The 26,511-nt window shown below is 60.0% G+C and carries 24 protein-coding genes, 1 tRNA gene and 3 pseudogenes; 7 read left to right on the top strand and 21 right to left on the bottom strand.

Annotated elements, in window-relative coordinates:
* The first annotated feature begins 349 nt into the window (after nt 1-349).
* Nucleotides 350-1,900, top strand: coding sequence for a methyl-accepting chemotaxis protein (locus K8374_RS17480; protein ID WP_411969653.1), 1,551 nt, complete (start codon nt 350-352; stop codon nt 1,898-1,900).
* A gap of 406 nt (nt 1,901-2,306) precedes the next feature.
* On the opposite strand, the gene K8374_RS17485 is transcribed toward K8374_RS17480, so the two are convergent.
* A complete protein-coding gene (locus K8374_RS17485) occupies nt 2,307-2,663 on the bottom strand; it encodes a histone-like nucleoid-structuring protein, MvaT/MvaU family (RefSeq protein WP_224456556.1) in 357 nt (118 codons plus the stop codon).
* A gap of 167 nt (nt 2,664-2,830) precedes the next feature.
* Nucleotides 2,831-3,406 carry a recombinase family protein gene (locus tag K8374_RS17490; RefSeq protein WP_224456557.1) on the bottom strand — a complete coding sequence of 192 codons (576 nt, stop codon included), beginning with the start codon at nt 3,404-3,406 and terminating at the stop codon, nt 2,831-2,833.
* A 194-nt stretch (nt 3,407-3,600) separates the two neighbouring features.
* Between K8374_RS17490 and K8374_RS17495 the strand changes: the two genes are divergently transcribed.
* The 3 genes and pseudogenes from K8374_RS17495 to tnpC form a co-directional block, all read left to right on the top strand.
* Nucleotides 3,601-4,809 carry an EAL domain-containing protein gene (locus tag K8374_RS17495; RefSeq protein ID WP_224456558.1) on the top strand — a complete coding sequence of 403 codons (1,209 nt, stop codon included), beginning with the start codon at nt 3,601-3,603 and terminating at the stop codon, nt 4,807-4,809.
* 190 nt (nt 4,810-4,999) lie between these two features.
* On the top strand, nt 5,000-5,359 hold the full coding sequence (gene tnpB, locus K8374_RS17500) for an IS66 family insertion sequence element accessory protein TnpB (protein ID WP_224456559.1): 360 nt from the start codon (nt 5,000-5,002) through the stop codon (nt 5,357-5,359).
* Nucleotides 5,360-5,377: 18 nt separating this feature from the next.
* Nucleotides 5,378-6,492 (top strand): annotated as a pseudogene (gene tnpC, locus K8374_RS17505) (IS66 family transposase); the annotation flags it as partial.
* Here tnpC and K8374_RS17510 read toward each other — a convergent pair.
* Nucleotides 6,446-8,008 (bottom strand): DHA2 family efflux MFS transporter permease subunit, encoded by a 1,563-nt coding sequence (locus K8374_RS17510; protein WP_224456560.1) that lies wholly within the window; start codon nt 8,006-8,008, stop codon nt 6,446-6,448. The pseudogene tnpC and the gene K8374_RS17510 sit on opposite strands and share 47 nt — an antisense overlap.
* Nucleotides 7,998-8,165: pseudogene (locus K8374_RS17515) on the bottom strand (HlyD family secretion protein); the annotation flags it as partial. The gene K8374_RS17510 and the pseudogene K8374_RS17515, both read right to left, overlap by 11 nt.
* Between K8374_RS17515 and K8374_RS17520 the strand changes: the two are divergent.
* From K8374_RS17520 to K8374_RS17530, 3 genes and pseudogenes are all read left to right on the top strand, one after another.
* Nucleotides 8,158-9,839, top strand: a pseudogene (locus tag K8374_RS17520) (phosphoethanolamine transferase CptA); the annotation flags it as partial. The pseudogenes K8374_RS17515 and K8374_RS17520 overlap by 8 nt on opposite strands.
* Nucleotides 9,840-10,373: 534 nt before the next feature.
* On the top strand, nt 10,374-11,936 hold the full coding sequence (locus tag K8374_RS17525) for an amino acid permease (RefSeq protein WP_224456561.1): 1,563 nt from the start codon (nt 10,374-10,376) through the stop codon (nt 11,934-11,936).
* 60 nt (nt 11,937-11,996) lie between these two features.
* Nucleotides 11,997-13,298: an NAD(P)/FAD-dependent oxidoreductase gene (locus K8374_RS17530; protein WP_224456562.1), complete on the top strand. Its 1,302-nt coding sequence runs from the start codon at nt 11,997-11,999 to the stop codon at nt 13,296-13,298.
* Between the two features lie 138 nt (nt 13,299-13,436).
* Here the strand turns inward: K8374_RS17530 and K8374_RS17535 are convergent.
* The 17 genes from K8374_RS17535 to K8374_RS17615 all read right to left on the bottom strand — a co-directional run bounded on the left by K8374_RS17535 (nt 13,437) and on the right by K8374_RS17615 (nt 26,411).
* A tRNA-Lys gene (locus tag K8374_RS17535) sits at nt 13,437-13,512 on the bottom strand.
* A 61-nt stretch (nt 13,513-13,573) separates the two neighbouring features.
* Nucleotides 13,574-14,248 carry a 7-cyano-7-deazaguanine synthase QueC gene (gene queC, locus K8374_RS17540; protein WP_084854491.1) on the bottom strand — a complete coding sequence of 225 codons (675 nt, stop codon included), beginning with the start codon at nt 14,246-14,248 and terminating at the stop codon, nt 13,574-13,576.
* Nucleotides 14,249-14,264: 16 nt separating this feature from the next.
* Nucleotides 14,265-14,912, bottom strand: coding sequence for a 7-carboxy-7-deazaguanine synthase QueE (gene queE / locus K8374_RS17545; protein ID WP_196144902.1), 648 nt, complete (start codon nt 14,910-14,912; stop codon nt 14,265-14,267).
* A gap of 160 nt (nt 14,913-15,072) precedes the next feature.
* Nucleotides 15,073-15,870 (bottom strand): tol-pal system protein YbgF, encoded by a 798-nt coding sequence (gene ybgF, locus K8374_RS17550; RefSeq protein ID WP_084854490.1) that lies wholly within the window; start codon nt 15,868-15,870, stop codon nt 15,073-15,075.
* 6 nt (nt 15,871-15,876) lie between these two features.
* Nucleotides 15,877-16,377 (bottom strand): peptidoglycan-associated lipoprotein Pal, encoded by a 501-nt coding sequence (pal, locus tag K8374_RS17555; protein ID WP_084854489.1) that lies wholly within the window; start codon nt 16,375-16,377, stop codon nt 15,877-15,879.
* 54 nt (nt 16,378-16,431) lie between these two features.
* Nucleotides 16,432-17,703, bottom strand: coding sequence for a Tol-Pal system beta propeller repeat protein TolB (gene tolB, locus K8374_RS17560; protein WP_224459350.1), 1,272 nt, complete (start codon nt 17,701-17,703; stop codon nt 16,432-16,434).
* A gap of 26 nt (nt 17,704-17,729) precedes the next feature.
* A complete protein-coding gene (gene tolA / locus K8374_RS17565) occupies nt 17,730-18,806 on the bottom strand; it encodes a cell envelope integrity protein TolA (RefSeq protein WP_224456563.1) in 1,077 nt (358 codons plus the stop codon).
* Nucleotides 18,806-19,258 carry a protein TolR gene (tolR, locus tag K8374_RS17570; protein WP_084854486.1) on the bottom strand — a complete coding sequence of 151 codons (453 nt, stop codon included), beginning with the start codon at nt 19,256-19,258 and terminating at the stop codon, nt 18,806-18,808. Before tolR ends, tolA begins: the two co-directional genes overlap by 1 nt.
* Nucleotides 19,259-19,272: 14 nt before the next feature.
* Complete coding sequence (gene tolQ, locus K8374_RS17575; RefSeq protein WP_084854485.1) at nt 19,273-19,968, bottom strand: protein TolQ; 696 nt, start codon at nt 19,966-19,968, stop codon at nt 19,273-19,275.
* 2 nt (nt 19,969-19,970) lie between these two features.
* Nucleotides 19,971-20,423 (bottom strand): tol-pal system-associated acyl-CoA thioesterase, encoded by a 453-nt coding sequence (gene ybgC, locus K8374_RS17580; protein WP_084854484.1) that lies wholly within the window; start codon nt 20,421-20,423, stop codon nt 19,971-19,973.
* Between the two features lie 125 nt (nt 20,424-20,548).
* Nucleotides 20,549-21,595: a Holliday junction branch migration DNA helicase RuvB gene (ruvB, locus tag K8374_RS17585; RefSeq protein ID WP_224456564.1), complete on the bottom strand. Its 1,047-nt coding sequence runs from the start codon at nt 21,593-21,595 to the stop codon at nt 20,549-20,551.
* Nucleotides 21,592-22,209: a Holliday junction branch migration protein RuvA gene (gene ruvA, locus K8374_RS17590; RefSeq protein WP_224456565.1), complete on the bottom strand. Its 618-nt coding sequence runs from the start codon at nt 22,207-22,209 to the stop codon at nt 21,592-21,594. Before ruvA ends, ruvB begins: the two co-directional genes overlap by 4 nt.
* Nucleotides 22,210-22,318: 109 nt before the next feature.
* Complete coding sequence (gene ruvC, locus K8374_RS17595) at nt 22,319-22,843, bottom strand: crossover junction endodeoxyribonuclease RuvC (RefSeq protein ID WP_084854481.1); 525 nt, start codon at nt 22,841-22,843, stop codon at nt 22,319-22,321.
* A gap of 189 nt (nt 22,844-23,032) precedes the next feature.
* Nucleotides 23,033-23,785 carry a YebC/PmpR family DNA-binding transcriptional regulator gene (locus K8374_RS17600; RefSeq protein ID WP_224456566.1) on the bottom strand — a complete coding sequence of 251 codons (753 nt, stop codon included), beginning with the start codon at nt 23,783-23,785 and terminating at the stop codon, nt 23,033-23,035.
* A gap of 108 nt (nt 23,786-23,893) precedes the next feature.
* On the bottom strand, nt 23,894-25,669 hold the full coding sequence (aspS, locus tag K8374_RS17605; RefSeq protein WP_224456567.1) for an aspartate--tRNA ligase: 1,776 nt from the start codon (nt 25,667-25,669) through the stop codon (nt 23,894-23,896).
* 94 nt (nt 25,670-25,763) lie between these two features.
* Nucleotides 25,764-25,985 carry an FmdB family zinc ribbon protein gene (locus K8374_RS17610; RefSeq protein WP_043209521.1) on the bottom strand — a complete coding sequence of 74 codons (222 nt, stop codon included), beginning with the start codon at nt 25,983-25,985 and terminating at the stop codon, nt 25,764-25,766.
* A gap of 93 nt (nt 25,986-26,078) precedes the next feature.
* Nucleotides 26,079-26,411, bottom strand: coding sequence for a ribbon-helix-helix domain-containing protein (locus K8374_RS17615; protein ID WP_224459351.1), 333 nt, complete (start codon nt 26,409-26,411; stop codon nt 26,079-26,081).
* Nucleotides 26,412-26,511: the final 100 nt, after the last annotated feature.

A 26,511-nucleotide genomic window follows, 5' to 3' on the forward strand; every position in this document is an offset into this window, starting at 1 on the left:
CGGGCTGCAACGCAGCCCGTTTGCCCCTCCGCACCCCACCAATTTGTATTCATCGCTACCGAGAATTGTTTACAACACAGGCTCAAAGTGATCACAAATACTCATGCATTCCATTGTTGCGGATTGTCCGACAAGGTACATTTACGCCCGTGATGTCAGTATGACATGGCGCATTTCCATGCTGCCCTTTTCGGAAGGGAAGAGTTTGATACGTGCGTCAATGAGCATTGAGTTCGCTTCACGACTTATGGCCAAACGACGTCCCAGTCGTAGACCGCACTTATGGCGTATCCCGTAATAGTTCTTGAGGTTTTTGTAGATGGACTCTGTTGTGAAGTTGCTTACCGATATGAGTGTACGGTCGAAGTTGATTCTGGGGTTTGCCCTGGTGTTGCTGATGACTTTTGTAATGGCCGGGGTAGGACTGCGCGCCCTGAGCGGTCTGAGTGAGCGAAGCGCCAAACTCAGCAGTATAGCCAGCATCAACGAAGAAACTCGTGACGTGCAGATCGCACGAATGAACTACACCGCATCACCGGGTACTGCACAGGCTGCGCTCATGGTCAAGGCGATGGATGAGCTCAATCTCCGTGTTGAGGCGCTCACCACGTGGTTCAAGGATCCAACCGATTTGCGCTGGATACGACAAGCCGAGAACGCGATAAAAGCTTACCGTTCTCACTTCCAAAGTTACGCTCTTGCGATCGAATCGCATAGAGATGCTGAAGCCACTGAGGCTCTGACAGCGCTCGGCAGTGATCTCAAAAATTTGCTCGAAGCCGCTGGACAGTTATCAGCAATCCAGACGCAAAAGCGTGACAATGAAGTACAGTCGTCCAAGCAACTATTGATATTCGCCGCGGTGCTGGCGCTGGTGTTCGGTGTGCTGGCGGCGTGGCTGATCACGCGTCTGATCGTGCTGCCGTTGAAAGACGCGCTGCAAAGTGCCGAGCGGGTGGCCAATGGTGACCTGAGCCAGGACATCGCGGTGTCCCGACGTGATGAACTGGGCGAACTGCAGGCCAGCATGCAGCGCATGACGGTGAACCTGCGTGACCTGATCGGCGGGCTGCGCGACGGCGTAGTGCAGATCGCCAGCGCTGCGGAAGAACTTTCGGCGGTCACCGAGCAGACCAGCGCGGGCGTGAGCAGCCAGAAGGTCGAAACGGATCAGGTCGCAGCCGCCATGAACCAGATGGCTTCAACCGTGCAGGACGTCGCGCGCAGTGCCGAGGAGGCTTCCAATGCAGCAGTCAATGCAAGCCATGAAGCACGGGAAAGCGACACGGTAGTGAATCAGGCCATTGAGCAGATCACCCATCTGGATGTCGAGGTGGGACTTTCGACAGAAGCGATGGACGGGCTCAAACGAGAAAGCGACAAGATCGGCACGGTGCTGGACGTGATCAAGTCGGTCGCTCAGCAGACCAACCTGTTGGCCTTGAACGCTGCCATCGAAGCGGCGCGGGCGGGGGAGGCCGGTCGTGGCTTTGCAGTGGTAGCCGATGAAGTGCGCAGCCTGGCACAGCGCACACAGAGCTCGACCGAAGAAATCGAAGAGTTGATCACTAGCTTGCACCGCGGCACGCAGCAGGTCGCAGATACCCTCGAGCGCAGTCGCGCACTGACCAGCAATAGTGTCGAGCTGACCCGCCGTGCCGGCTCTTCGTTGCTGAACATCAGCCGCTCAGTAGCCACCATCGAGACGATGAACCTACAGATCGCAACAGCCTCGGAGCAACAGAGCGCCGTAGCCGAGGAGATCAATCGCAGCGTCCTTAATGTGCGTGAAGTGTCCGAGCAGACTGCGGCGGCCAGCGAAGAAACGGCCGCTTCGAGCATCAAGCTGGCTCAGCTGGGTGCTGATCTTCAATTGCTAATGGGTAAATTTAAACTTTGATCCCCACACACGGAGAAGCTAAGTGAACGAAGCCCTTCGATGAATATCTCTCGAGGGGCTTTAGCTGTTGAGTTTGATACCAGTGATTTGAATTCCGTCCTTTATTTTTTGATTTGTGTTTCATACGTCTAGGCGTCTGTTACGGTAGGCTCTGTATGAAAACCTTTGAAACGCCATCAGAGCCGCTGAAAGCCTGATTTTCCGTAGAGTTCTCGCCTTTTAGGCGAAGGATTCTGCCATGCCCAAGCGATACGAACTTTCTGACGCAGACTGGGAAATAGTTGCCGATCTTATTACTGTCCATCGGCGTAGCTCGTGAATTTCTCGTTACCGTCGCGAAGGGGAAATGGATGGACCAGAACCCTAGAGCCCAATAAAAGCCCGTCAGCGAGACGGGCTTTTTATTTTATGCGACCCAGGACTCAACCGTGGCAGCACCGTACTGAGCTTTCCACTCTTTGAGACGCTTGTGGTTACCGCCTTTGGTTTCGATTACTTCGTCAGTATGAGGATTCTTATAAACTTTCACTGCACGTGGCTTACGCTTGGCAGGCACTTGGCCAACAGCTTGGACTGCGCTATGCGGATCCAGAATTTCGATCACCTGACGTAGGTTAACCCCATACGCTTCTAGAAGAGCTCGGAGCTTTTGCTCAAATTCAATCTCTCGCGTTAGACCAGCATCGCCTTTCAATGACTCTAGCTCAGCCAATTGAGCTGCGAGTTGCTGCTCCAGTTTACGAAACTCAATGAGACGTGACATATATACTCCTTAACACTACACCCCAAACCAATCATACACCATAAAACCATACAGAAAAAACCAACGCATCAAAACCACACAAATAAGCAGTGATACTGAGTTCGCTAGCGAGACGGAATCCCCCGTCTCGCTAGCGAAAATCCTAAGCCTTTCCCATCTCGAAGACCTTACGCCCCTTCCCGCTTTTGTGCTGCACATTGCACATGCCGCTTAATGGTCCGCGGATGAACATTATAATGAGCAGCAACTTGGGCAAGTGGTATTTTTTGGGTGCACAGCATATGTGCAGCCTCTGCCTTCTGAAGTTCCGTTAGCAGTGGCCTTCTACCAATAATTTTCCCCTTGGATTTGGCCGCACTCATTCCAGCTTTCGTACGCTCACTTATCAAACCTTTTTCAAATTCGGCGAGCGCAGCCATAATATGAAAAACAAGCCTACCACTGCTGGTTTGAGTATCGATATTCTCATTCAGCGAAAGGAAAGATATTCTTCTGCGTTGCAACCCCTCGAGAAAATCTATAAGTTTAGATATGGACCTGCCAAGTCGATCCAGCCTCCAAACGACTAAACAACATCCCTCTCCCATTGAATCTATAGCGCCTTGAAGACCAGGCCTTTGGAATTCTCCGCCCGAAATTCCCTTATCGGTAAAAATTTTCGCGCAACCGGCTTTTTTTAATGACTGAATCTGCAGGGCGAGGTTTTGCTCATCGGTTGAGACCCTAGCATAGCCAATTTTCATACTGCCTCCGGTTTGAGTTTCTTAACACGAGACATGCTCTTCCTATGGGTATGGACAAAAAGGGTCCTTTAAGTCTCTGGGCAGGATAGGCCATCAAACCGACGAAAGATGGCGCTTTGCTATTCCCTAGAAAGGCTAGCACAAAAGGACCCGTTTAGTCCGTACCACAAGATAACATGACGAGGTGGTCAAGAATGAAATTATTGAGCCAAGGAAATAAGGCAAAAAGCCATCACCCAGATGTCGCTTTATTTTACTATTTTTCCATCCTAAATATTCGCCACATCAAAGTCGCGTACGGCCTAAATGAAGGCTTAGCGCTGTTGCCCGCACTTCTATCAAGGCTGCAATCCTACGGCATCCAAAACAAAGCTCTTAGTTACGCATCCAAAGATACCATTCTCGTGTCGCTGAAAGACGACCATAAGCTTAACCCAACACTTATCCTGGCAGACCTCCACAAAACCCCCTTGGTAATTAAAGAAACCGAAATAATACCGACCCTCGCCTGCGGACTTGTCACACAAGATGACCTGGAGCTACTTTCCACACCGGAAATAGGTGAATTTTCCGCATCACACAAAATAGTTAAGAATGTAATACGGAGAGGGAAGTGGAGAGAGCGCTACATAAAAGACATGGAGAGAGCCGTAGGCCTTTTCAAATCAATCGACAAGCTTCAATTACGTTACCAACCGGTCTACCCAACAAAAAACCTAGCACAGGGAAACGAGTTGTACTGGGAGTCATTAAGCACTCATAAAGACCAGGGTGGAATACAAAAAACCCTATCATCCTTGGAGCGACTCTGCCTAACAAACTATTTCGACCATCACAACTTACTCAAAACCATCGCCACCCTCAACAACGATCCAACCATCAGATTAGGCTGCAACATTTCCCCTAGTAGTCTTTGCGATGATCTGTGGTGGCAATCAATATACTCAGAACTGGAGGACTCTCCATCAGTTAGCAGCAGATTGGTAATTGAGGTAACCGAAGAATATGAGATCAGTTCTGCCGACTACCCGATCGCAACAGAAATAATAAAAAAACTGAAATCTCTAGGCTGCATTATCGCCCTCGATGACTTTGGAAAGTCAAGTTCAGGATTTCGAAATCTTGCTGCACTAGATCCTGAAATAATAAAAATCGATATGTCATACTTGCATGGGGCACGACACAGCCTTGAATCAATAGGAAAACTTAAAGCCCTTATAGATTTTTGCAAGTCGAGCAATATGCTTTGTGTTTTAGAAGGCGTAGAGACCGAGGCAGATCTAAGTGTAGCCCGTGAATTTCAAGCAGACCTAGTACAAGGTTACTACTTCCACAAACTTCCGATTAACGGGTCAACCAAAAGACCCTTCCAGCAAAGATACGATCCCCCCATATCTGATTAACGCAATTTACAGCTCAGCCCCTTACCCTGACAGATCATGTTTTGCTCATATGCTCACTCTGGGAGGCGAGGGGTTCGTTTAAGTTCTGCCCGGGCCTCTTTCACGGTAAGAGATCCATCATCCCCACATTTCAAGCGCCCAACTGATGCCCGATGCTGCCTTCCCGATTTCTCTCTGGAGCCAGCCCGTCATGATGCGACCCGACGCCAAAGTCGAAAAGGTCTACCTCTACCCCAAACCTGTGGACTTCCGAAAATCCATCGACGGCCTCGCCGCCCTGGTCGAACTGGACATCAAGGTCGCGGTGTTCGACTCTGTGCTCTTCGTTTTTCTGAATCGCCACCGCAATAGAGTCAAGATTCTCTATTGGGAGCGCAACGGCTTCTGCCTTTGGCTCAAACGCCTCGAAGCCGAGCGTTTCAAAACCTCCCCCGAGGCTGGTGACGAAGCTATTGTTCTCACCGTTCAGGAGCTGACCTGGCTGCTCGACGGTTTCGACCTCTGGCGTAACCGCCCCCATCAGGTTTTGACGCCGCGTTTCGTGGCCTGACCCGGTATAATCCAGGGCATGATTTCCGTGCCCGATATCCTTCCTGATGACCCGATATTGCTCAAGCAGTTGCTCAGCCAATTGCAGACCAAGGTCGTTCATCTCGAAGAACAGAATGCGCTGCTGTGCCAGCGCCTGTTCAGTCGCAAGTCCGAGCAATCTGTCGATGCCCTGACGCCGCAACTGGTTTTATTCAACGAAGCCGAGGTAGAGGTAGCGCTCGTGGTTACCGAAAGACCCGGAAGAAGAGTGCGTGGCGTCAACCAAGCGGCGTGGCAAACGCAAGCCGCTGGCCGCCGAACTGCCGCGCATCGAAGTCATCCACGAACTCCCCGAGCATGAGCAGGCCTGTGCGTGCGGATGCCGCAAGCACGTCATGGCGAAGAAACCAGCGAACAGCTGGAGATCGTGCCGATGCAGATCCGAGTGATTAAACACATCCGCAAGGTCTATGGCTGCCGTGGTTGCTAGGCGGCACCGGTCACTGCCGACAAGCCCGCTCAACTGATCGAGAAAAGCCTGGCCTCGCCAAGTGTGCTGGCCATGCTGCTGACCACCAAGTATGTCGATGGCTTGCCCCTGCATCGCTTCGAGAAAGTTCTGGCTCGCCACGGGGTCGAGATCTCCCGACAGACGTTGGCCCGCTGGGTGATTCAATGTGCCGAGCATGTGCAGCCGCTGCTGAACCTAATGCGCGATACCCTATTGGAGGGACGTGTCGTGCACTGCGACGAGACCCGCGTGCAAGTGCTCAAGGAGGAAGGTCGGGAACCCGGCAGCCAGTCCTGGATGTGGGTACAGACCGGTGGGCCACCTGAACACCCCGTGGTGCTGTTCGACTACACCTCCAGTCGCGGACAGGAGGTGCCCGTGCGCCTGCTCGAAGGCTATCGTGGCCATGTCATGACCGACGATTACGCAGGTTATAACGCCATTGCCCTGCATGAGGGGATTGAGCGCATTGGTTGCTGGGCCCATGCCCGGCGCAAGTTCGTCGACGCCCAGAAAGTCCAACCTTAGGGCAAGACGGGCGTGCTGATGTCGCGCTGAACCTTATCAGCAAATTGTACGGGATCGAACGTGACGTCAAGGCGGTGACCGAGTCTGAACGCCTGGCAGCTCGCCAGCAACGTTTCTGCTTATCCGCTGTGCACGCAATACCATCGCCGCCATCGCACAGCCGAGCAGTGCCAGGCAAGACACATAAAACGCATCGCTATAGGCCATCAGATACGCTTCGCGCCTGATGGTGGCGGCCAGCCCCTCGAGCATCTGCTGCTGTTGAGGCAACCACGTCTCCATGGCCTGGTTGATACGCTCCTGCAATCCAGGGGAAAACACTGTTACATGTTCGTGGATACGCTCGCTGTGATAGCGCTCTCGGGTTGCCACGATCTGCGTCAACCCGGCGGTACCGATTGCACCGCCGAGGTTGCGCAACATGGAAAATACGGCCGAGGCCGATCCAGCTTCACGCTTGTCCAGCCCAGCTACCGCCAGTACCGACAGCGCCACCATGATGAAAGGCTGGCCAATGCCACGAACCACAGTAGATGGGATAATGATGTTGTCGGCGCTGTCTGCCGTCAGACTCGCCCCCAGCCAGCAGCCGAGGGCCATAATCAGAAAACCGCTGGCAACCATGAATTTCGCGCTGGTCCACCCCATAAGCCGCGGCATCAAAGGAGCCAGCAAGAGTTGCACGACGCCATAGGCGATCAGGGCCACGCCAACGTCCCGGGCGCTGAATCCTTGTATCTGGGAGAGATAGTTCGGCACTAGAAATACCAAGCCGAAGGTCGCGCCACCGAAGATGAACATTGCAATGCTGGCGACACCAAAGTTGTAGTGCCCAAGCAATCGCAGGGTGATGAATGCCCGCTTGCCATGCAGCTGCGTGACGACGAACACGACCAGGGCGATACTGGCGAGAATGGACATACCCAGGATGAAGCGCGAACCGAACCAATCCAGTCGCCCCCCCTCCTCCAGTACGATCTGCAGGCCTCCGAGGCCAACCACCATGGCTATGATCCCGAGCCAGTCCCCCTGGCGCAGCAGCTCCAGCTTCATTGGTTTGGCTTCGATAGACCAGGCAATGGCGGCCAGCAAGGCAATGCCCGGGAACAACTGAAGGTAGAAGATCCAGCGCCAGGAGTAGGCGTCTGTCAACCAGCCCCCTATGGAGGGGCCGGCAGCCTGTGCAACGCTGTTGGCCAGACTGAACAGCGCCATGCCCATGGCCATTTTGCTGGCCGGCAGCTCGGTGATGATCAACTGGAAGGACAGCGGAATCAGCACCGCGCCAGCCGCCCCCTGGACGACCCTGATAATAATCATGGCTTCAAGATTGGGCGCCCACGAACAGGCAATCGACGCCAGTAGGAAGATGAACGAGCCAGTCCACATGACGCGACGCATCGAGAACACGTCCACCAACCAGGCCGTCAGCGGGATCATGACGATTTCCGCGACCAGGTAAGCAGTCGAGATCCACGACCCCTCCTCGAAGCTGGCACCCAACGAGCCTCTGATCTCCGGCAGTGCTGCGCTGGTAACATGCACGTTCATACCGGCCATGAAGCAGCCGAACAGACCACCGATCACCGCCACCCAGGCCCGCAGCGATACCAGTTGCTCACTGCTCATGGCCAGGCTCCGCGGGGCGCGTGTCGACGGTGGTCACCACAGACATGCCTGGCAAGATCTGCATGCCTTGCACAGGCGGGTCGAGCAGGATGCGCACAGGGAACCGCTGGACGATCTTGGTGAAATTGCCGGTTGCGTTGTCCGAAGGCAGCAGGGCGCTGCTAATGTTCAGCGGCACCACCGGGTTTTCCGGCTTCCGAGACTCGCTTTTCCTCAGCACCCTGTGGTTCGCCCCAGTATTGCTGCTGCCGCGCCACACCCGCACCTTGAGCGCGGTGATCGGCATTGTGCTCTGGGCCGCCTCGCTGGTGGGCCTGAGCTACTTCGGCATCTACCGCCAGGAGTTCTCGCAGAGCGTGATCTTCGTGATGTTCGAGTCGAACACCGTCGAAGCCGGCGAGTATTTCAGCCAGTACTTCAGTGTCGGGCTGTGCCTGGCGCTACTGCTCTATACCGTAGTGGCGGTGCTGCTGTGGAAGCGCGTGCGCCCGGTCACCCTGCCCCTGCGCAGCCGTGCGCCGCTGGTGATCTTGCTGCTGGCGGCGAACCTGGTCTACCCCTTCTATAAACAGATGGTGACCCAGGAGCGCAACTTCGCCGACGCACTGGAAAAGGTCCAGCTACGCATGGAGCCCGCGGTGCCCTGGCAATTGCTGGTCGGCTACCAGCAATACCGCCAGCAGCTGGACAACATGCAAAAGCTGCTCGAGCAGAACGCTTCGCTGCCCCCCCCCTGCAGGGCCTGAAGGACAGCAGCGGCGACGCGCCGCGCACCTTGGTGCTGGTGCTGGGCGAATCGACCACCCGTGAACACATGCACCTGTACGGCTACGGCCGGCCGACCACACCCAACCTCGACGCCCTGGCCGGCAAGGACAAGCAACTGACGGTGTTCCGCAACGTGGTGTCGCCACGGCCCTATACCATCGAAGTGATGCAGCAGATCCTGACCTTCGGCGACCAGAAGAACCCGGATCGCTTCCTGACCGACCCTTCGCTGATCAACCTGATGAAACAGGCGGGCTACAAAACCTTCTGGATCACCAACCAACAGACGATGACCAAGCGCAACACCATGCTGACCACCTTTTCCCAGCAGACGGATGTGCCGGTCTACCTGAACAACCAGCGTAACCAGAACGCCAGCCAGTATGACGAAGTGGTGCTCGCGCCGTTCGAAAAGGCACTGCAGGACCCGGCGCAGAAGAAGTTCATCATCGTCCACCTGTTGGGCACTCACATGGACTACCGTTACCGCTATCCGGATAGCTACGAACGCTTCAAGGACAGCCAAGGCGTGCCTGCTGGCTTGTCCCCCAGCCAGGTGGAAACCTACAACTTCTACGACAATGCCGTGCTGTACAACGACCACGTGGTCTCCAGCCTGATCCAGCGCTACTCGGCGTCGACGCCCAATGGGTTCCTGCTGTACCTCTCCGACCATGGTGAAGACGTCTACAGCTCCGGCGACCACGATCGCCTGGGCCGCAACGAGAACGCGCCGACCCGGCCGATGTACACCATCCCGTTCCTGCTATGGACCTCGCCAAGCTGGCAAACCGAGCACCCTCGCGACCTGCAGGCGATGACCGATCGGCCCTACAGCAGCTCGCACCTGATCCATACCCTGTCCGACCTCGCCGGGCTCAGCTATGACCGTTTCGAGCCGGCCAAGAGCTTGGTGAGCCCGCAGTTCCTGGTGGCGCCGCGCTGGATCGGCGACCCGTACCGCAAGGACGGCCTGCGCGAGTTCGACCAGCTGCCGCAGGACAAGCCCGCGCACGAGCAGAAAGCCGCCATCACCAGCCGCGCCCAGCCCCACGAAGGCTGATCTCCCCGGGGCCGCGTCGCGGTCCTATCGCTGTGGCAAATCCTAGGCAGGCGGTGCCTGAGAGATCGAGCGCCGCCCGCGCGGCGCTCGATCTTCCAGGCCACCGAAGCTACCGAGACGATCGCTTTAAAAACCCACACCTACAGCCCTAATAAACTGAATTTTTTTCCTGTCATTTTGATAGATCCGATCGTCAAAACGCTCAAAGCGACATAAGCACGTTACATTCTGACGCAACACATCCCCGCACAAGCCCTCTAAACCGGCATTTCGCCATATGACCAATCAGTCATCATAAAACCCACCAAAACCCTACTTCATTCCAAAACAGAATGACCTAGTGCCTAAAGGTCGTTTGTTGGGCAGCACTTCGCACGCAGATACTGACCCCGGTCAATGAATTCGCCCGCCATTGGTGGCGAGCGAATTCTTGAACCTTGGGCCGTACAGCCTGGCCCGCGCGAAGCACGACGCGCCAGCCAGGGCAGAACAAGAACAAAAAACTCAAACTGAACGAGGTCAAATAGGTTGCCCATGACCCAATCCAATGAACACGCACGTTCGACCGCCGCGAACACGCCCGCGGGCCATCTGAAACGCACCCTCAACAGCCGCCACCTGAACATGATCGCCATCGGCGGTTCGATCGGCACCGGCCTGTTCGTCTCTTCCGGCGCCACCATCGCCCAGTCGGGGCCCGGCGGCGCCCTGCTCGCCTTCGCGATCGTCGGCCTGATGGTGTATTTCCTGATGACCAGCCTGGGGGAACTGGCCGCCTGCATGCCGGTCAGCGGCTCGTTCGCCACCTACGCCTCACGGTACGTGGACGAAAGCTTCGGCTTCGCCCTGGGCTGGAACTACTGGTATTCCTGGGCGGTGACCATCGCCGTGGACCTGGTCGCCGTACAGATCATCATGACCTACTGGTTCCCGGACACCCCCGGGGTGATCTGGAGTGCCGTGTTCCTGGGCCTGCTGTTCGCCCTGAACGTCGCCTCGGTGCGCTTCTTCGGCGAGACGGAGTTCTGGTTCGCGCTGATCAAGGTCATCACCATCATCGCCTTCATCGTCATGGGCGTGCTGATGCTGATGGGCATCGTCGAAGGTGGCCAGGATGGCGGCGCACACCTGTGGCAGATCGGCGACGCACCGATCGCCGGTGGCCTGCCTGCGCTGATCGGCGTGGCCATGATCGTCGGCTTCTCGTTCCAGGGCACCGAGTTCGTCGGCATCGCCGCTGGGGAGACGGAAAACCCCGGGCGCAACATTCCCAAGGCGGTGCGCCAGATCTTCTGGCGCATCCTGCTGTTCTACGTCTGCACCATCATCGTGATCGGCCTGCTGATTCCCTATACCGACCCGCGCCTGCTCAAGGACGGGCTTTCGGACATCACCATCAGCCCCTTCACCCTGATCTTCGAGAAAGCCGACATGCTGGCCGCTGCGGCCATCATGAATGCCGTGATCCTCACCTCGGTGCTCTCGGCCGGCAACTCCGGCATGTACGCCTCCTCGCGCATGCTCTACAGCCTGGCCGTGGAGCGCAAGGCGCCCGCGCTGTTCGCCAAGCTCACCCGCTCGGGCACACCCGTGTGGGCCTTGCTGGCCACCTCGGTGGTGGCCGGCCTGTGCCTGCTGAGCTTCCTGTTCAGCCCCGGCAAGCTCTACCTGTGGCTGCTCAATACCTCCGGCATGCTGGGCTTCATCGCCTGGCTGGGCATCGCCATCAGCCATTACCGCTTCCGTCGCGGCTACAAACTGCAGGGCCATAGCCTGGAGAAGTTGCCCTATGTCTCGAAGTTCTTCCCGTTCGGGCCGTTCTTCGCCTTCGCCCTGTGCATGGTGGTGATGCTGGGCCAGAACTACCAGGCGTTCATCGGCGACCGCATCGACTGGATGGGCGCCACCGCGACCTATATCGGCCTGGTGCTGTTCGCGGTGATGTGGCTTGGCCACAAGTTGATCACCCGTTCGCGCATCGTCCGCTACCGGGATATGGACTTCAGCGTGATCGAGGTTCGCCGGCGGCAGGCGCGCCACAGCGCCGAAAGCGACGCCAGCGGCCTGACGATCACCAGCCCCCAGACTACCGCCTGATACCCTTTGGCACGGCGTCGGCAGCTTTCTGCCCGGCGCCATTACCGCATGGACCCTGCGATGAGCACCGATTTCCTTCAATCCTTCTACGAAGCCTCCGTCGATCGGGTTTCCTACCCGGCCCACACCGGCCGCACCGACACCCGCGTGTGCATCCTGGGGGGCGGCCTGGCAGGCCTGTCGACCGCCCTGGGCCTCGCCGAACGTGGCGTCACCGACGTGGTGGTGCTGGAGTCGCACCGGGTGGGGCATGGCGCATCCGGGCGCAACGGCGGTTTCGTCTTCGGCGGCTACAGCCTGGGCAACGGTGCCCTGCTCGATACCCTGGGTGCACAAGAGGCGCGGCGCCTGTACCAACTGACGCTCGACGCGGTCGAGCTGATCCGCAACCGTGCCCGCCACTACAGCATCGATTGCGACCTGGTGGACAAAGGGGTAATCCTGGCCAACTGGTTCAATGACCCGTCGCGCCTGGAAAAGCCCCGCCAACTGATGAAAGAAGCCTACGGGGTCGAGTGGGAACACATCGCGCCTGGCGAGCTGAAGGAAATGCTCAAGACCGACCGCTATTACGGCGGGCTGCTCGAGCGCAATGCCTTCCACTTCCATCCACTCAAATACGTCTGCGGCGTGGCGCGCGCCGTTACCGACCTCGGCACGCGCCTGTTCGAACAGTCGCCCGTGCTGGCCATCGAACGACGCGCCGGCAAATATGTCGTGCGAACCGAGGGCGGCGAGGTACATGCCGAAGAAGTGGTGTTCTCCGGCGGCGGCTACGCCCGTGGCGTCTATCGCCCAGTGGAGCGCGCGGTGTTGCCCATCGCCACCTACGTGGTCGCCACCCAGCCATTGGGCGAAAGGCTGAAGGACGCGATCGCCTGCGAGTCGGCGATCTACGACACCCGCTTCGCCTTCGACTACTACCGCCCGCTCAAGGACAGCCGCATCCTGTGGGGCGGGCGTATTTCCATCCTCGATCGCGGCCCCGAAGCCATCGCCAAGCTGCTCAAGGCCGACCTGGTCACGGTCTACCCTCAGCTCGAGGACGTGGACATCGACTATTCATGGGGTGGCCTGATGAGCTACGGACGCCATCAGATGGCCCAGATCGGCCAGGACGACAACGGCATCTGGCATGCGGTAGGCTTCGGCGGCCACGGCATGGCGCCCACCACCGTGGCGGGCGAGGTGCTTGCCGACGCCATCGCCCGCAGGTTACCCGTACCGGCAGGGTTCGGGCAGTTTGGCTTGACCCGTACCTTTGGTGTTGCCGGTTTGCTGGCGGCGCAGGCGACCTATACCGCGTACCAAACGATCGATGCCTTCGATGCACGCCGGCTGAACAGGGTTGGAGAAGGTTGAGCCTGCGCATCCAGAAGGATATGCCCTCGCGATCGAGGGCCAGGCCCTCGCCTACAGCCGCAACAGCAGGAGCTGCCGGATCTATCTGAATGACACGCAAAAGAAAAAGCCCGCCTTGAAAGGCGGGCTCTTCATATATGGTGGGTCGTGTAGGATTCGAACCTACGACCAATTGGTTAAAAGCCAACTGCTCTACCAACTGAGCTAACGACCCGTTGGATGGCGCGTATAATACTGATTTCTAACGGGAAATCAACACCCCATCGCAACTTTTTTTAAAAATATCGAGTCGGGTCCGCGACACCCGCCGCTTTGAAGCCCTCGGCACGCAGGCGGCAGCTGTCGCACTTGCCGCAGGCGCGGCCGTCGTCGTCTGCCTGGTAGCACGACACCGTGAGACTGTAGTCCACGCCACGGGCGATGCCGGCCTGGACGATCTGCGCCTTGCTCAGGTTCTGCAAGGGGGCCTGGATACGGAAGCCCTGCCCTTCCACGCCCGCCTTGGTGGCCAGGTTGGCCATGCGCTCGAACGCCTCGACGAACTCGGGGCGGCAATCCGGGTAGCCCGAGTAGTCCACGGCGTTCACGCCGATGAAGATATCGCGGGCCTGAAGCACTTCCGCCCAGCCCAGGGCGAGGGACAGGAAGACGGTGTTTCGGGCGGGCACGTAGGTGACCGGAATGCCCTCGCCAGGCGCCTCAGGTACGTCAATGCTGGTATCGGTCAGGGCCGAGCCGCCGATGCCGTCCAGGTTCAGGCCGATCACCTTGTGCTCGACCACACCCAGGTCTCGGGCAACTCGCGCTGCAGCATTCAGCTCGGCGCGGTGGCGCTGGCCGTAATCGAAGCTCATGGTGTAGCAGCTGTAGCCTTCGGCCTTGGCCATGGCAACCACGGTGGCCGAGTCCAGACCACCGGACAGCAGGATTACCGCACGTTTCTCAGTCATGTTCATACTCCTTTCATCAGCGGCCAGGCTCGTCGTTCCACAGCAGTTTGTGCAACTGCAGCTGGAAGCGCACGGGCAGGTTGTCGGCGACGATCCAATCGGCCAGGTCGGTGGCATTGACCTGGTGGTGGCTGGGCGAAAACAGCACTTCGCCTGCGCGCTCGGCCAGGTTGTACTGGATCAGTTTCGAGACCGCCCAGTCGTAGTCCTCACGGGAACAGATCACGAACTTGACCTGGTCGTTACGGGTCAGCAGTTCGATGTTCTCGTAACGGTTACGGTGCGACTCCTCCGAGCCCGGGGTCTTGAGGTCCACCACGCGGCTGACGCGGGTATCGACGCGGGCGATATCCAGGGCACCGCTGGTTTCCAGGGACACCTCGTAGCCGGCATCGCACAGGCGCTGCAGCAACGGCAGTACATTGGGCTGAGCCAAGGGTTCGCCCCCGGTCACACAGACATAGCGCGGCCGGAAGCCCGCCACCTGCTCCAGGATATCGTCAAGGGTACGAAGGGTACCGCCGCTGAAGGCGTAGGCACTGTCACAGTACTGGCAGCGCAAGGGGCAGCCGGTGAGACGCACGAATACGGTAGGCAGCCCCGCCGTTCGTGTTTCACCCTGCAACGAGTAAAAGACTTCGGTGATGCGTAATGTGTCTTGCATGGTCGCCACGGGCGTGACAGCTAAACAGGCTGTCCGCCTCCGTCAGGCACTGGTACGGACTCGACATAGCGTTATCCGCAACAGCGTGTTTACGAAAAAAGGGCCAAGATTCTAACGAAAAAACCCGCGACAAGCGCGGGTTTCTTTCGTCAGGCGATATTCAGAGCTTTTGCAAGTCGCGCTGGGCCAGTTGCGCGGCGGAGGTGCCGGGGTACTGGGTGATGACCTGCTGCAGGATGCCCTTGACCTTGTCGGTGTGGCCCATGCGGCGCTCGACGTCCGCCAGCTTGTACAGCGAGTCAGGCACCTTGCTGTGCTTGGGGTACAGCTGGCCGACCTTGGCGAAGGCCTGGCTGGCACCTTGCAGGTCGCCCTTGGCCAGGTTCACCTCGCCAAGCCAGTACTGGGCATTGCCGGCGTACTGGCTGTTGGGGTACTTGCGCAGGAAGGCGGCGAAGGCCTGGCTGGCCTTGTCGAAGTCCTTCTGCTTGATCAGGTCGAAAGCGGCGTCGTAATAGAGCTTCTCTTTCGCCGGATCACCGGGTTCGCTGCTGGCGGCCGGCTGTTGGGCAGCGGCGCCAGCGGCAGCACCGGCGGCGGCACCACCGGTGGAAGAATTCTCGGGAGCCTGGGCAGGCGCGGCACCACTGTTGATGCGGCTGTCCAGATCCTTGTAACGCTCCAGGCTTTCCTGCTTCATGCGGGCCACATCGTTCTGCAGCTCTTCGATGATGCCCTGCTGGCGGGAAATCTGGTCCTGCATCTGCTGCAGCTGCATGAACAGCTGGCCCTGTGCAGAGGCAGGGGTCGAAGCCCCTGCCCCGGCATAGGCGCCGCTCGTGCCATAACCCGCAGGCGGATAGCCGCTCGCGTTGTCATCTACTACGGGAACCTCAGCCCAGGCCGCAAGCGGCAGGCTGAGTGCGAGGACGGTTACAGCACGACGGCACATACGCATAGGAACTTACTTACGCAGTTCTACGCGACGGTTCTGAGCCCAGGACTGCTCGTCGCCACCAGTGGCAACCGGACGCTCTTCGCCGTAGGAAACCAGTTCCAGCTGAGCAGGGGAAACGCCCTGCAGAACCAGGTAGCGCTGAACGGCCTTGGCACGACGCTCGCCCAGAGCCATGTTGTACTCGCGAGTACCGCGCTCGTCGGTGTGGCCTTCCAGGACAACACGGTTGCCGTTGGCTTTCAGGTCCTTGGCGTGAACGTCCAGGGCGCGCATGGCTTCTGGCTTCAGGTCCGAGCTGTCGTATTCGAAGTAGAAGGTGGTGATTGCGCGCAGGGCGGCTTCTTCGCTCAGGCTGCCGTCGACAGCGCCAGTGTTGGCACCGTAGCCAGCGTTCGGATCGACAGCGGCGCCTTCGCCAGCGTTGTCACCGCCCTTGGAGGAGCAACCTACAGCTACGGCCATGGCCAGAGCCAGCGCAGCGAATTTACCAAACTTCAGCATTTCCATCGTGAAACTCCTAATGAAACCCCAGTGTGTTAAGCAAATAGTGTTACGCCGCAATCAGTTCAGGTAAGGGGACCAGGACGGTTCTCTGACTTCGCCTTGCGCGGTAGGAAGCGGGAGCCTCACGCGTCCGTTGAGAGAGACGAGCATCAAGACTCCCCGGCCCTGCTGGCGGGTGGCGTAGATTAGCATGGTGCCGTTTGGCGCAACAGTGGGAGACTCATCAAGACTGGTGTCCGAAAGAATCTTTACACTTCCACGCTCCAGGTCCTGGGCGGCCACCTTGAAGTTGGTGAAACCCTGCTGGCGATGGATCATCACCAGGGTCTTCTCGTCGGCCGACAGTTTCGGGTTGGCGTTGTAGTTGCCCACGAAGGTCACGCGCTCGGCGCCACCACCACCGATGGAGGTCTTGTAGACCTGCGGCTTGCCGCCACGGTCGGAGGTGAAGTACAGGGTGTTGCCATCCTTGCCCCAGAACGGCTCGGTGTTGATGCCAGGGCCGGCGGTGACGCGGGTGAGCTGGCGCGAGCCCATGTTCATCACGTAGATGTCCGGGTTACCGTCCTTGGACAACACGAAGGCCAGGCGCGAGCCATCCGGCGACCAGGCCGGAGCACCGTTGAGGCCTTCGAAGTTGGTGACCTGCTCACGGCGACCGGTGTCGATGTGCTGGACGAAGATGCGCGGACGCTTCTGCTCGAACGAGACATAGGCGATGCGCTTGCCGTCCGGCGCGAAGCGCGGCGACAGGATCGGCTCGCGGGACTGCAGCAGGGTCACGGCGCGGGCACCGTCGTAGTCCGAGCGCTGCAGGGTGTAGCGGGTGTTGTTGGCAGAGAAGCGCTCGGCGGTCACGTACAGCATGCGGGTGGAGAACGCGCCCTTGATGCCGGTGAGCTTCTCGAACGACTGGTCGGCGATGTAGTGCGCCATGTCGCGCAGCTGGTCGACGCCGCCGGCAACGCTGCCGGTCAGCACTTGCTGCTCGGTGGCGACGTTGAACAGCGCGTACTGCACCTGCAGGCGACCGCCGGCCGGCACGATGCTACCGACCATCACGTACTGGGCGCCCAAGGCCTTCCAGTCACGGAAGATCACTTCGCTGGCCTGGCTCGGCTGGCTGATCATGTTCTGCCGTGGAATGGGCGAGTAGTAACCGGAGTTGCGCAGGTCATTGCCGATGATCTCGGCCATGTCTTCCGGCAGCACGCTGCCACCCTGCAGACCGAACGGCACCACCGCGATCGGGGTCGCCCGGTCGCTGCCGCTGGTGACCAGGATGTTCTTTTCCTCTGCCACGGCCATACCTGCCACGCAGCAGAGCATGACCAGCAGTCCTTTCAGACGTTTAATCACAACGCAAGATCCTCAGGTGTAAATGTCATCTTGAATGAACGATACGGATTGAACTCGTTCGGCTTCAAGCCCTGCATTTCGGTCAAACGACCAATGTTCTTCACTGCTGCCACTGCCGAGGCGTCGAACGGGCCGTCGCCACTGGAGCGCGCCACGCTGACATTGGTGATGGTGCCATCGGGCAGCATGTTGATCTGCAGGACTACCGTCATGCCTCTGCGTGCGGACGGCGGACGTGCCCAACCTTCGGCTGCCCGCATGCGAATCAGGTCGTCGAAATCGCCGGCCACTTCATCGCCACGCTCATCGGCCAGGGCCTGCTGCCGCTCGGTGGTGTCGGACAACAGCTCGGCCAGGGCCTGGGCTTTCTTGTCCTCCGCTGCCTTGCGGGCCGCTTCCTGGGCCTTTTTCTTCTGGGCATCTGCCGCCGCCTTCTTCTTGGCGTCTTCAGCTGCCTTTTTCTTGGCCTGCTCGGCCGCCGCTTTCTTCTTGGCGTCCTCGGCTGCTTTCTTCTTGGCCTCCTCGGCGGCTTTTTTCTTCGCCTCCTCGGCGGCCTTCTTCTTGGCTTCTTCCTCGGCCTGCTTCTTCGCCTCTTGCTCAGCCTTCTTCTTGGCGATGTCGGCCTGCTGCTTCTCGGCGGCCTTCTTCGCCTCTTCGGCTTTCTTGGCCTCGGCGGCCTTCTTGGCTTCGGCGGCCTTGGCAGCCTCTTCAGCCTTCTTCGCCTCGGCGGCCTCTCGGGCCTCCTCGGCCTTTTGAGCGGCGTCAGCTTTCTTTTGTTCCGCGGCCTTGATGGCTTCCTGCTCGACCTTCTTCTGTTCCAGCTGCTCGACCTCGGTCTGGCGCGAAGCGGTTTTCTTCGCTTCCCCGGCGATCTTCTGGTTGGTCTGGGTGGTCGCCTGGCTCTTGGACTTGAGCTGGTAGAGCGTGGCCTGGACGATAGGCTTGGACGGCGGCAGTTCCGGCGTCATGGCGAAGCTGACGAACAGCATCGCGAACACCAGCACATGCAGGCCGATGGCCCAGACACTGGGCCAGAAGTAGCTTTCCGAGGCGGATGGCTCTCGCTGTTGCATCAGGGCGCCTCGGTAATCAGGCCAACGTTACCGACACCGGCCTTCTGCAACCCACCCATGGCGCCCATGACCGCGCCGTAGTCGACGGCCTTGTCGCCACGGATGAAGACCTGGGTCTGCTTGCCCTGGTCGCGACCGGCGGCAATGATCTTGGTCACCGCGTCGGTCATTTCCGGCAAGGTCATGGCCTTGTCCATCTGCTTGTCGGTGTCGACCTCGCTGCCGAGGTTCCAGTAGTAGGTCTTGTCGGCCTTGATCGAGATGGTCAGGATCTGAACGTTGTTGTCCTGGGGCAAGGCTTCGCTGGAAACCTTGGGCAGGTCGACCTTCACGCCCTGGTTGAGCATGGGAGCGGTCACCATGAAGATGACCAGCAGCACCAGCATCACGTCGATGTAGGGCACCACGTTCATCTCGGCGACCGGCTTGCGTTTGTGGCGAACTCGGGCCATGGGCTTCTACCTGATCACTCTTCGCTGGTGTGTACTTTGCGGTGCAGGATCGCCTGGAACTCGTCGGCGAACGTGTAGTAACGGCCGATCAGCACTTCGCTGCGGGCCGAGAAACGGTTGTAGGCGATAACTGCCGGGATCGCGGCGAACAGGCCGATCGCAGTGGCGATCAGTGCCTCGGCGATACCCGGGGCCACGGTGGCCAGGGTCGCCTGCTGGGCAGAGGCCAGGCCGCGGAAGGAGTTCATGATGCCCCAGACGGTACCGAACAGGCCGATGTACGGGCTGGTGGAACCGACGGTGGCCAGGAACGGCAGGCTCTGCTCGAGCTTCTCTTCCTCGCGCGAGATGGCTACGCGCATGGCACGGCCAACGCCTTCCATGACCGCGTCCGGGTCGACACCTGGCTGCTGGCGCAGGCGCGAGAATTCCTTGAAACCGGCGCGGAACACCTGCTCGACACCGGAATCCGGGTCTGGGTTGCTGCCTGCCTGGCGGTACAGCTTGGACAGGTCGATGCCCGACCAGAAGCGCTCTTCGAAGGCATCCAGCGCACGACGACCGGCGCGCAGCATGGTGCTGCGCTGGAAGATCATGATCCATGAGGTGACCGAGGCTGCCACCAGGGTCAGCATCACCAGCTGCACCACGATGCTGGCATTGCTGACCAGACTCCACATGGAGGTATGGTCGACGACGTTAGCTTCCACGCTTATTCTCCTGCGTTCGATTGAGTACCCGTGCCGTCCGCCAGGAAGGCGTCGCGCAGCTCTTGGGGTATGGCCCGGGGTTTGAAAGTGTCGGCGCGCACGGCGGCCACCAGGAACTGCCCCTCGCAGAGCAGCGTTTCATCCTTTTCCCGCCAGACCTGCTGCACGAAGCGCAGGCTGGCGCGATTCAATTCAAGTACTTGCGCGGTCACCCGCAACGCGTCGTCCAGCCGCGCCGGCGCGTGGTAGCGCGCTTCGCTGGAATGGACCACGAACAGCAGGTTTTGGCCTGCCAGCTCGGCCTGGGAAAACCCCAGGTGCCGCAGCCGCTCGGTGCGTGCACGCTCCATGAATTTCAGGTAATTGACGTAATACACCACGCCACCTGCGTCGGTGTCCTCGTAATAGACGCGACAGCGGTGGGCGAACGGTTCCAGGCCTTTTTGCGCGCGCATACTCTAGTGCTTACTCCTCAGCTTGCCAATCCGCCCCGGCAACTGTTTTTGCATCGATAATGTCTTATTGCCAGCGCCGCAAGGGCGTGCCAGCGGTAGGACCACGAAAACCCCGATTCGATCTGTCATTCATCGTCGGGATCGGAAAATTCGCCACCTTCGGCAAAGCGGCCGGGAATGTTCAGGCCGAAATGCAGGTAGGCGTGACGGGTGACCACACGCCCGCGTGGCGTACGCATGATATAGCCCTGCTGGATCAGGTAGGGCTCGAGCACGTCCTCGATGGTATGGCGCTCCTCGCTGATGGCTGCCGCCAGGTTGTCGACCCCCACCGGGCCACCGTCGAACTTTTCGATCATGGTCAACAGCAGGCGGCGGTCGGAATGATCGAAGCCACGCTCGTCGACATCCAGCAGGTTCAGCGCCATGTCCGCCACCGCCTTGGTGATCTCGCCCTTGCCACGCACCTCGGCGTAGTCGCGCACGCGGCGCAGCAGACGGTTGGCGATCCGCGGGGTGCCGCGGGCACGGCGGGCGATCTCGTAGGCGCCTTCGTCCTCGATCGTCAGGCCCAGGATATTGGCCGAACGGCTGACGATGGTCGCCAGGTCCCTGTTGCTGTAGAACTCCAGGCGCTGGACGATGCCGAAGCGATCGCGCAGCGGGTTGGTCAGCATGCCGGCACGGGTGGTGGCACCGACCAGGGTGAAAGGTGGCAGGTCCAGCTTGATCGAGCGGGCCGCCGGCCCCTCGCCGATCATGATGTCCAGCTGGAAATCTTCCATCGCCGGGTAGAGCACTTCCTCGACCACCGGGGACAAGCGGTGGATCTCGTCGATGAACAACACATCGTGGGGCTCGAGGTTGGTCAGCATGGCCGCCAGGTCGCCCGGGCGCTCCAGGATCGGGCCCGAGGTGCTCTTGACCGACACGCCCATTTCCTGGGCGATGATGTTGGCCAGGGTGGTCTTGCCAAGGCCGGGCGGGCCGAAGATCAAGGTGTGGTCCAGGGACTCGTTGCGCCCACGGGCTGCCTGGATGAACAGTGCCATCTGCTCGCGCACCACCGGCTGGCCGATGTATTCCTCCAGGCGCAGTGGGCGGATCGCACGGTCCTGGATGTCTTCGCGGTCGCGCCCGCTGGCGGCGATCAGTCGGTCGGCTTCGATCACTTGGCAATCATCCCTTTGAGGCTACGGCGAATCAGCTCCTCGCTGCTCAGGCCAGCCTTGTCCTTGATCGCCGATACCGCCTTGCTCGCCTCCTGGGGCTTGTAGCCCAGGGAGACCAGGGCGCTGACCGCATCGGCTTCGGCCGTGGAGGCACTGCTGACCGGCAGCGGGCCATCGGATACCAGGGTGAACATGGCAGGCGAGGTTTCCCAGGCCTTGAAGCGGTCCTTGAGCTCGACCAGCAGGCGCTCGGCGGTCTTCTTGCCGACGCCCGGCACACGCACCAGGGCCGAGGTGTCCTGGGCCTGCACGCAGCGCACCAGCTCGTCCACTTCCAGCCCGGACATCAGCGCCAACGCCAGCTTCGGCCCAACCCCGTTCAGCCGAATCAGCTCGCGAAACAGCTCGCGCTCGCGCTTTTCGGCGAAACCATAGAGCAGGTGCGCGTCTTCACGCACCACCAGATGGGTGTGCACGGTCACCGGTTCGCCGACCTTGGGCAGGCGATACAAGGTGGTCATCGGCACTTCCAGCTCATAGCCTACGCCGTTGACGTCGATAATCAGGTGCGGCGGCTGTTTTTCCGCCAGGGTGCCGCGCAAACGTCCAATCACGTTCCGATCCTTTCTCTCGGGGAGCCGGTCGAAGACCGCTCAACCCTATCAGCAAATGCAACGGGTGAACGTTTCACCCGGACAAAATTTGTATCTGCGCATGAAGCGCTCAAAGACGCAAGCGCCCGCCTCTTCGCCGCGCCGTGGCCAGGCCGTGGGGCACCAGGCTGGAGCGGGTATGGGCATGGCACAGGGCGATGGCCAGGGCGTCGGAGGCGTCGACCTGCGGTTTTTGCGTCAGTTTCAACAGGTGCATGACCATCAGCATCACCTGCTCCTTGTTGGCGCCACCGGTGCCGGCCACGGCCTGCTTGACCTGGCTGGCGCTGTACTCGGCGATCTCAAGGCCCGCTTCGGCGGCGGCGACGATAGCCGCGCCCCGCGCCTGGCCGAGCTTGAGGGCCGAGTCGGCATTGCGCGCCATGAACACCCGCTCGATGCCCATGGTCACGGGCCCGTGCTGACGAATGATTTCGCTGACACCACGAAACACGATCTGCAGGCGCTCATGCAGCTCGCCGCTGCCGGTGCGGATACAGCCAGACGCCACGTACTCGCAGCCACGGGCAGTCTGGCGCACCACACCGAAGCCGGTGATGCGCGAGCCGGGGTCGATACCAAGAATCAGAGTCATAACGCCTGCAATAGATAAAGAATACGACGCGCGTGGCCCCTGGGGCTGCTTTGCAGCCCATTCGCGGCACAAGGCCGCTCCTACAGACATTGCGCCGACCTGAGGAACGTCGCTGTACCTGTAGGAGCGGCCTTGTGCCGCGAATGGGCCGTAGGGCTCAACGAGCCATGCCAGGATAAACCAGATACCTTAACCGAGTTTCTCCATGATCTCGTCGGAGATCTCGGCATTGGAGTAGACGTTCTGCACGTCATCCAGGTCCTCGAGCATGTCGATCAGCTTGAGTACCTTCTCGGCGCCCTCCTGGTCCAGCTCGGCACTGGTGGTCGGCTGCATCACGATCTCAGCGTCCGAAGCCTTGAAACCGGCCTCCTCCAAGGCGTTGCGCACCGCATAGAAACTGTTGAACGAGGTGAAGACGTCGAACGAGCCGTCGTCATTGGCCACCACGTCATCGGCATCGGCTTCCATGGCCGCTTCCATCAAGGCCTCTTCGTCCACGCCCAGGTCGGCGGCGAAGCTGATCTGCCCCTTGCGCTCGAACAGGTAGGCCACCGAGCCGTCGGTGCCGAGGTTGCCGCCGCATTTGGTAAAGGCATGACGCACGGCTGCCGCGGTACGGTTGCGGTTGTCGGTCATGGCCTCGACCATGATCGCCACGCCACCGGGGCCGTAGCCTTCGTAGCTGAGCTCCTCGACGTTGTCGCTTTCATTGGTCCCGGCACCACGGGCGACGGCGCGGTCGATGATGTCGCGGCTCATGTTGGCGCCCAGGGCCTTGTCCAATGCCAGGCGCAGGCGTGGGTTGGAGGCCGGGTCGGGCCCGCCCTGCTTGGCGGCGACGGTCAGCTCGCGGATCCACTTGGTGAAGATCTTGCCTCTCTTGGCATCCTGGCGTTCTTTGCGGTGCTTGATGTTTGCCCACTTCGAATGACCAGCCATAACGTCTCCAAATCCTTCAAACAGAAACAGGTTCCGCCCCGAAGGGCGGAACGCGAGAAAACGGCGCCGAAGCGCGTGGGCGCCTCCATCGGGAAGCGCCCGGGCCGATTACTCGACCTTGGTCTGCTCGCGCAGACGGATGTGCAGCTCGCGCAGGGCCTTGGCATCCACCAGGCCAGGGGCCTGGGTCATGACGCACGCGGCGCTCTGGGTTTTCGGGAAGGCGATCACTTCACGAATCGACTGGGCGCCGGTCATCAGCATCACCAGACGGTCCAGGCCGAAGGCCAGGCCACCGTGGGGCGGCGCGCCGAACTTCAGGGCGTCGAGCAGGAAGCCGAACTTCTCCTGCTGCTCTTCTGCACCGATACCCAGGAGGCGGAACACGGCCTGTTGCATTTCCTTGCGGTGGATACGGATCGAACCACCACCGAGCTCGGTGCCGTTGAGGACCATGTCGTAGGCACGGGACAGAGCGCCAGCCGGGTTGGCCTCGAGCTCCTGCGGGGTGCACTTGGGCGCGGTGAACGGGTGGTGCAGCGCGCTGAAGCTGCCGTCGTCGTTCTCTTCGAACATCGGGAAGTCGACGACCCACATCGGCGCCCACTCGCAGGTCAGCAGCTCGAAGTCATGGCCCAGGCGGATACGCAGCGCGCCCAGGGCTTCGCTGACGATCTTGGCCTTGTCGGCGCCGAAGAACACGATGTCGCCATCGACTGCACCCACGCGATCGAGGATCACGTTGAGGTTGGCCTCGGGGATGTTCTTGACGATCGGCGACTGCAGGCCTTCGACGCCCTTGGCACGTTCGTTGACCTTGATGTACGCCAGGCCCTTGGCACCGTAGATGCCGACGAACTTGGTGTATTCGTCGATACGGCTGCGCGGCATGCTGGCGCCGCCTGGCAGACGCAGGGCGGTGACGCGGCACTTCGGATCGTTGGCCGGGCCTGCGAAGACCTTGAAGTCGACATCCTTGAGCTGGTCGGCAACGTCGACCAGTTCCAGCGGGATACGCAGGTCAGGCTTGTCGGAGCCGTAGCGGCGCATGGCCTCTTCGTAGGTCATGTGCGGGAATTCGCCGAACTCCAGGTCCAGGACTTCCTTGAACAGCTTGCGGATCATGCCTTCGGTCAGGCCCATGATCTCGGATTCGTCGAGGAAGCTGGTCTCGATGTCGATCTGGGTGAATTCCGGCTGACGGTCGGCACGCAGGTCTTCGTCGCGGAAGCACTTGGCGATCTGGTAGTAGCGGTCGAAGCCGGCCACCATCAGCAGCTGCTTGAACAGCTGTGGCGATTGCGGCAAGGCGAAGAAGCTGCCGGCGTGGGTGCGGCTCGGCACCAGGTAGTCACGGGCACCTTCCGGGGTGGCACGGGTCAGGATCGGTGTCTCGACGTCGAGGAAGCCGTTCTCGTCCAGGTAGCGGCGGATGCTGCTGGTGATGCGCGAGCGCAGGCGCAGCTTGTCGGCCATCTCCGGGCGACGCAGGTCGATGAAGCGGTAGCGCAGGCGGATTTCCTCGCCCACGTCGGAATATTCGTTGAGCGGGAACGGCGGGGTCTCGGCCTCGTTGAGGACGGTCAGCTCGTAGCCCAGCACTTCGATGGCGCCAGAGGCCATGTTCGGGTTGACCGCGCCTTCCGGACGCAGGCGCACCTTGCCGGTGATCTGCACGACGTACTCGCTGCGCACGCGGTCAGCGTTGGCGAAAGTCTCGGCGCGATCCGGGTCGAAGACGACCTGGGCCATGCCTTCGCGGTCACGGATGTCGAGGAAGATCACCCCGCCGTGGTCGCGGCGACGATGGACCCAGCCGCAAAGGGTGACTTCCTGGCCGTCCAGGCGCTCGTTCAGTTGGCCGCAATAATGGCTGCGCATCATGATGGTGGTTTCGCTTCTCGTGATTCGTGTATTCGGTGGAGGTCTGGCCGCCCTGAGGGGCTAATACTGCAAGACCCGGTCACTGCAATTCAACTCAGTCGGCCTTGTCGCCGCCTGCCAGATTCTTTTTCGCCCCGGTCTTGAAATCGGTCTCGTACCAGCCGTTGCCGCTCAGGCGGAAACCGGGTACCGACAACAGCTTCTTCAGCGCCGGCGCCTGGCACGCCGGGCAATCGGTCAGCGGCGCGGCGCTGATCTTCTGCAACACCTCCATACGATGGTCGCAGGATGCACATTGATAGTCATAAAGGGGCATGGGTGTCTCTCGTCAACCACAACGCTGACTGCCGGGGGCAGTGAAAAGCGGGATTATATATGGTTAAGGACAGCCGTGCAGCCCGCCTGGCGATCAGCGCATGCTGGGCGGATCGAGCAACCAGGCCACGCAGATGACCCGAACCAGGCCACTGAAGTTGCGCACCCCACCATGACGCAGGTGCACTTCCCGGTCCACGTAGGACAGCACTGCGCTTACCGTGCACTGGTTGGCCTCGGCGATCCGCTCCAGGATCCGCCAGTACACCACCTCCAGACGCAGGCAGGTAGCAAAGCCATTGAGCCGGACCGAGCGCGAAACCGGCCTGATCTGCACCATGTCGAAATCCGTCCTGAACGGGTCGATGCATTGCTTGCCCGGCCATTTTCCCTGGCAAGCGCCGCGCTTGCCTTGTTGCGTCCTTATATCCACAGCTCCACTCCATCGCCTGGAAAACACCCAAGTGCTGTGCACGAGGGGCAGGCTCAATAAAGCGCCGCGCACGCTTGGAGAGCAGTGGTAAAAC

It is taken from the genome of Pseudomonas sp. p1(2021b) (assembly GCF_020151015.1).
In the GTDB taxonomy this organism is placed as follows: Bacteria; Pseudomonadota; Gammaproteobacteria; order Pseudomonadales; family Pseudomonadaceae; genus Aquipseudomonas; species Aquipseudomonas putida_K.

Coding starts and splice junctions, on each gene's coding strand:
- K8374_RS17480 (WP_411969653.1), top strand. CDS start 350: ATGAGTGTACGGTCGAAGTTGATTCTGGGGTTTGCCCTGGTGTTGCTG.
- K8374_RS17485 (WP_224456556.1), bottom strand. CDS start 2,663: ATGTCACGTCTCATTGAGTTTCGTAAACTGGAGCAGCAACTCGCAGCT.
- K8374_RS17490 (WP_224456557.1), bottom strand. CDS start 3,406: ATGAAAATTGGCTATGCTAGGGTCTCAACCGATGAGCAAAACCTCGCC.
- K8374_RS17495 (WP_224456558.1), top strand. CDS start 3,601: ATGAAATTATTGAGCCAAGGAAATAAGGCAAAAAGCCATCACCCAGAT.
- tnpB (WP_224456559.1), top strand. CDS start 5,000: ATGATGCGACCCGACGCCAAAGTCGAAAAGGTCTACCTCTACCCCAAA.
- K8374_RS17510 (WP_224456560.1), bottom strand. CDS start 8,008: ATGAGCAGTGAGCAACTGGTATCGCTGCGGGCCTGGGTGGCGGTGATC.
- K8374_RS17525 (WP_224456561.1), top strand. CDS start 10,374: ATGACCCAATCCAATGAACACGCACGTTCGACCGCCGCGAACACGCCC.
- K8374_RS17530 (WP_224456562.1), top strand. CDS start 11,997: ATGAGCACCGATTTCCTTCAATCCTTCTACGAAGCCTCCGTCGATCGG.
- queC (WP_084854491.1), bottom strand. CDS start 14,248: ATGACTGAGAAACGTGCGGTAATCCTGCTGTCCGGTGGTCTGGACTCG.
- queE (WP_196144902.1), bottom strand. CDS start 14,912: ATGCAAGACACATTACGCATCACCGAAGTCTTTTACTCGTTGCAGGGT.
- ybgF (WP_084854490.1), bottom strand. CDS start 15,870: ATGCGTATGTGCCGTCGTGCTGTAACCGTCCTCGCACTCAGCCTGCCG.
- pal (WP_084854489.1), bottom strand. CDS start 16,377: ATGGAAATGCTGAAGTTTGGTAAATTCGCTGCGCTGGCTCTGGCCATG.
- tolB (WP_224459350.1), bottom strand. CDS start 17,703: ATGCTCTGCTGCGTGGCAGGTATGGCCGTGGCAGAGGAAAAGAACATC.
- tolA (WP_224456563.1), bottom strand. CDS start 18,806: ATGCAACAGCGAGAGCCATCCGCCTCGGAAAGCTACTTCTGGCCCAGT.
- tolR (WP_084854486.1), bottom strand. CDS start 19,258: ATGGCCCGAGTTCGCCACAAACGCAAGCCGGTCGCCGAGATGAACGTG.
- ybgC (WP_084854484.1), bottom strand. CDS start 20,423: ATGCGCGCGCAAAAAGGCCTGGAACCGTTCGCCCACCGCTGTCGCGTC.
- ruvC (WP_084854481.1), bottom strand. CDS start 22,843: ATGACTCTGATTCTTGGTATCGACCCCGGCTCGCGCATCACCGGCTTC.
- K8374_RS17600 (WP_224456566.1), bottom strand. CDS start 23,785: ATGGCTGGTCATTCGAAGTGGGCAAACATCAAGCACCGCAAAGAACGC.
- aspS (WP_224456567.1), bottom strand. CDS start 25,669: ATGATGCGCAGCCATTATTGCGGCCAACTGAACGAGCGCCTGGACGGC.
- K8374_RS17610 (WP_043209521.1), bottom strand. CDS start 25,985: ATGCCCCTTTATGACTATCAATGTGCATCCTGCGACCATCGTATGGAG.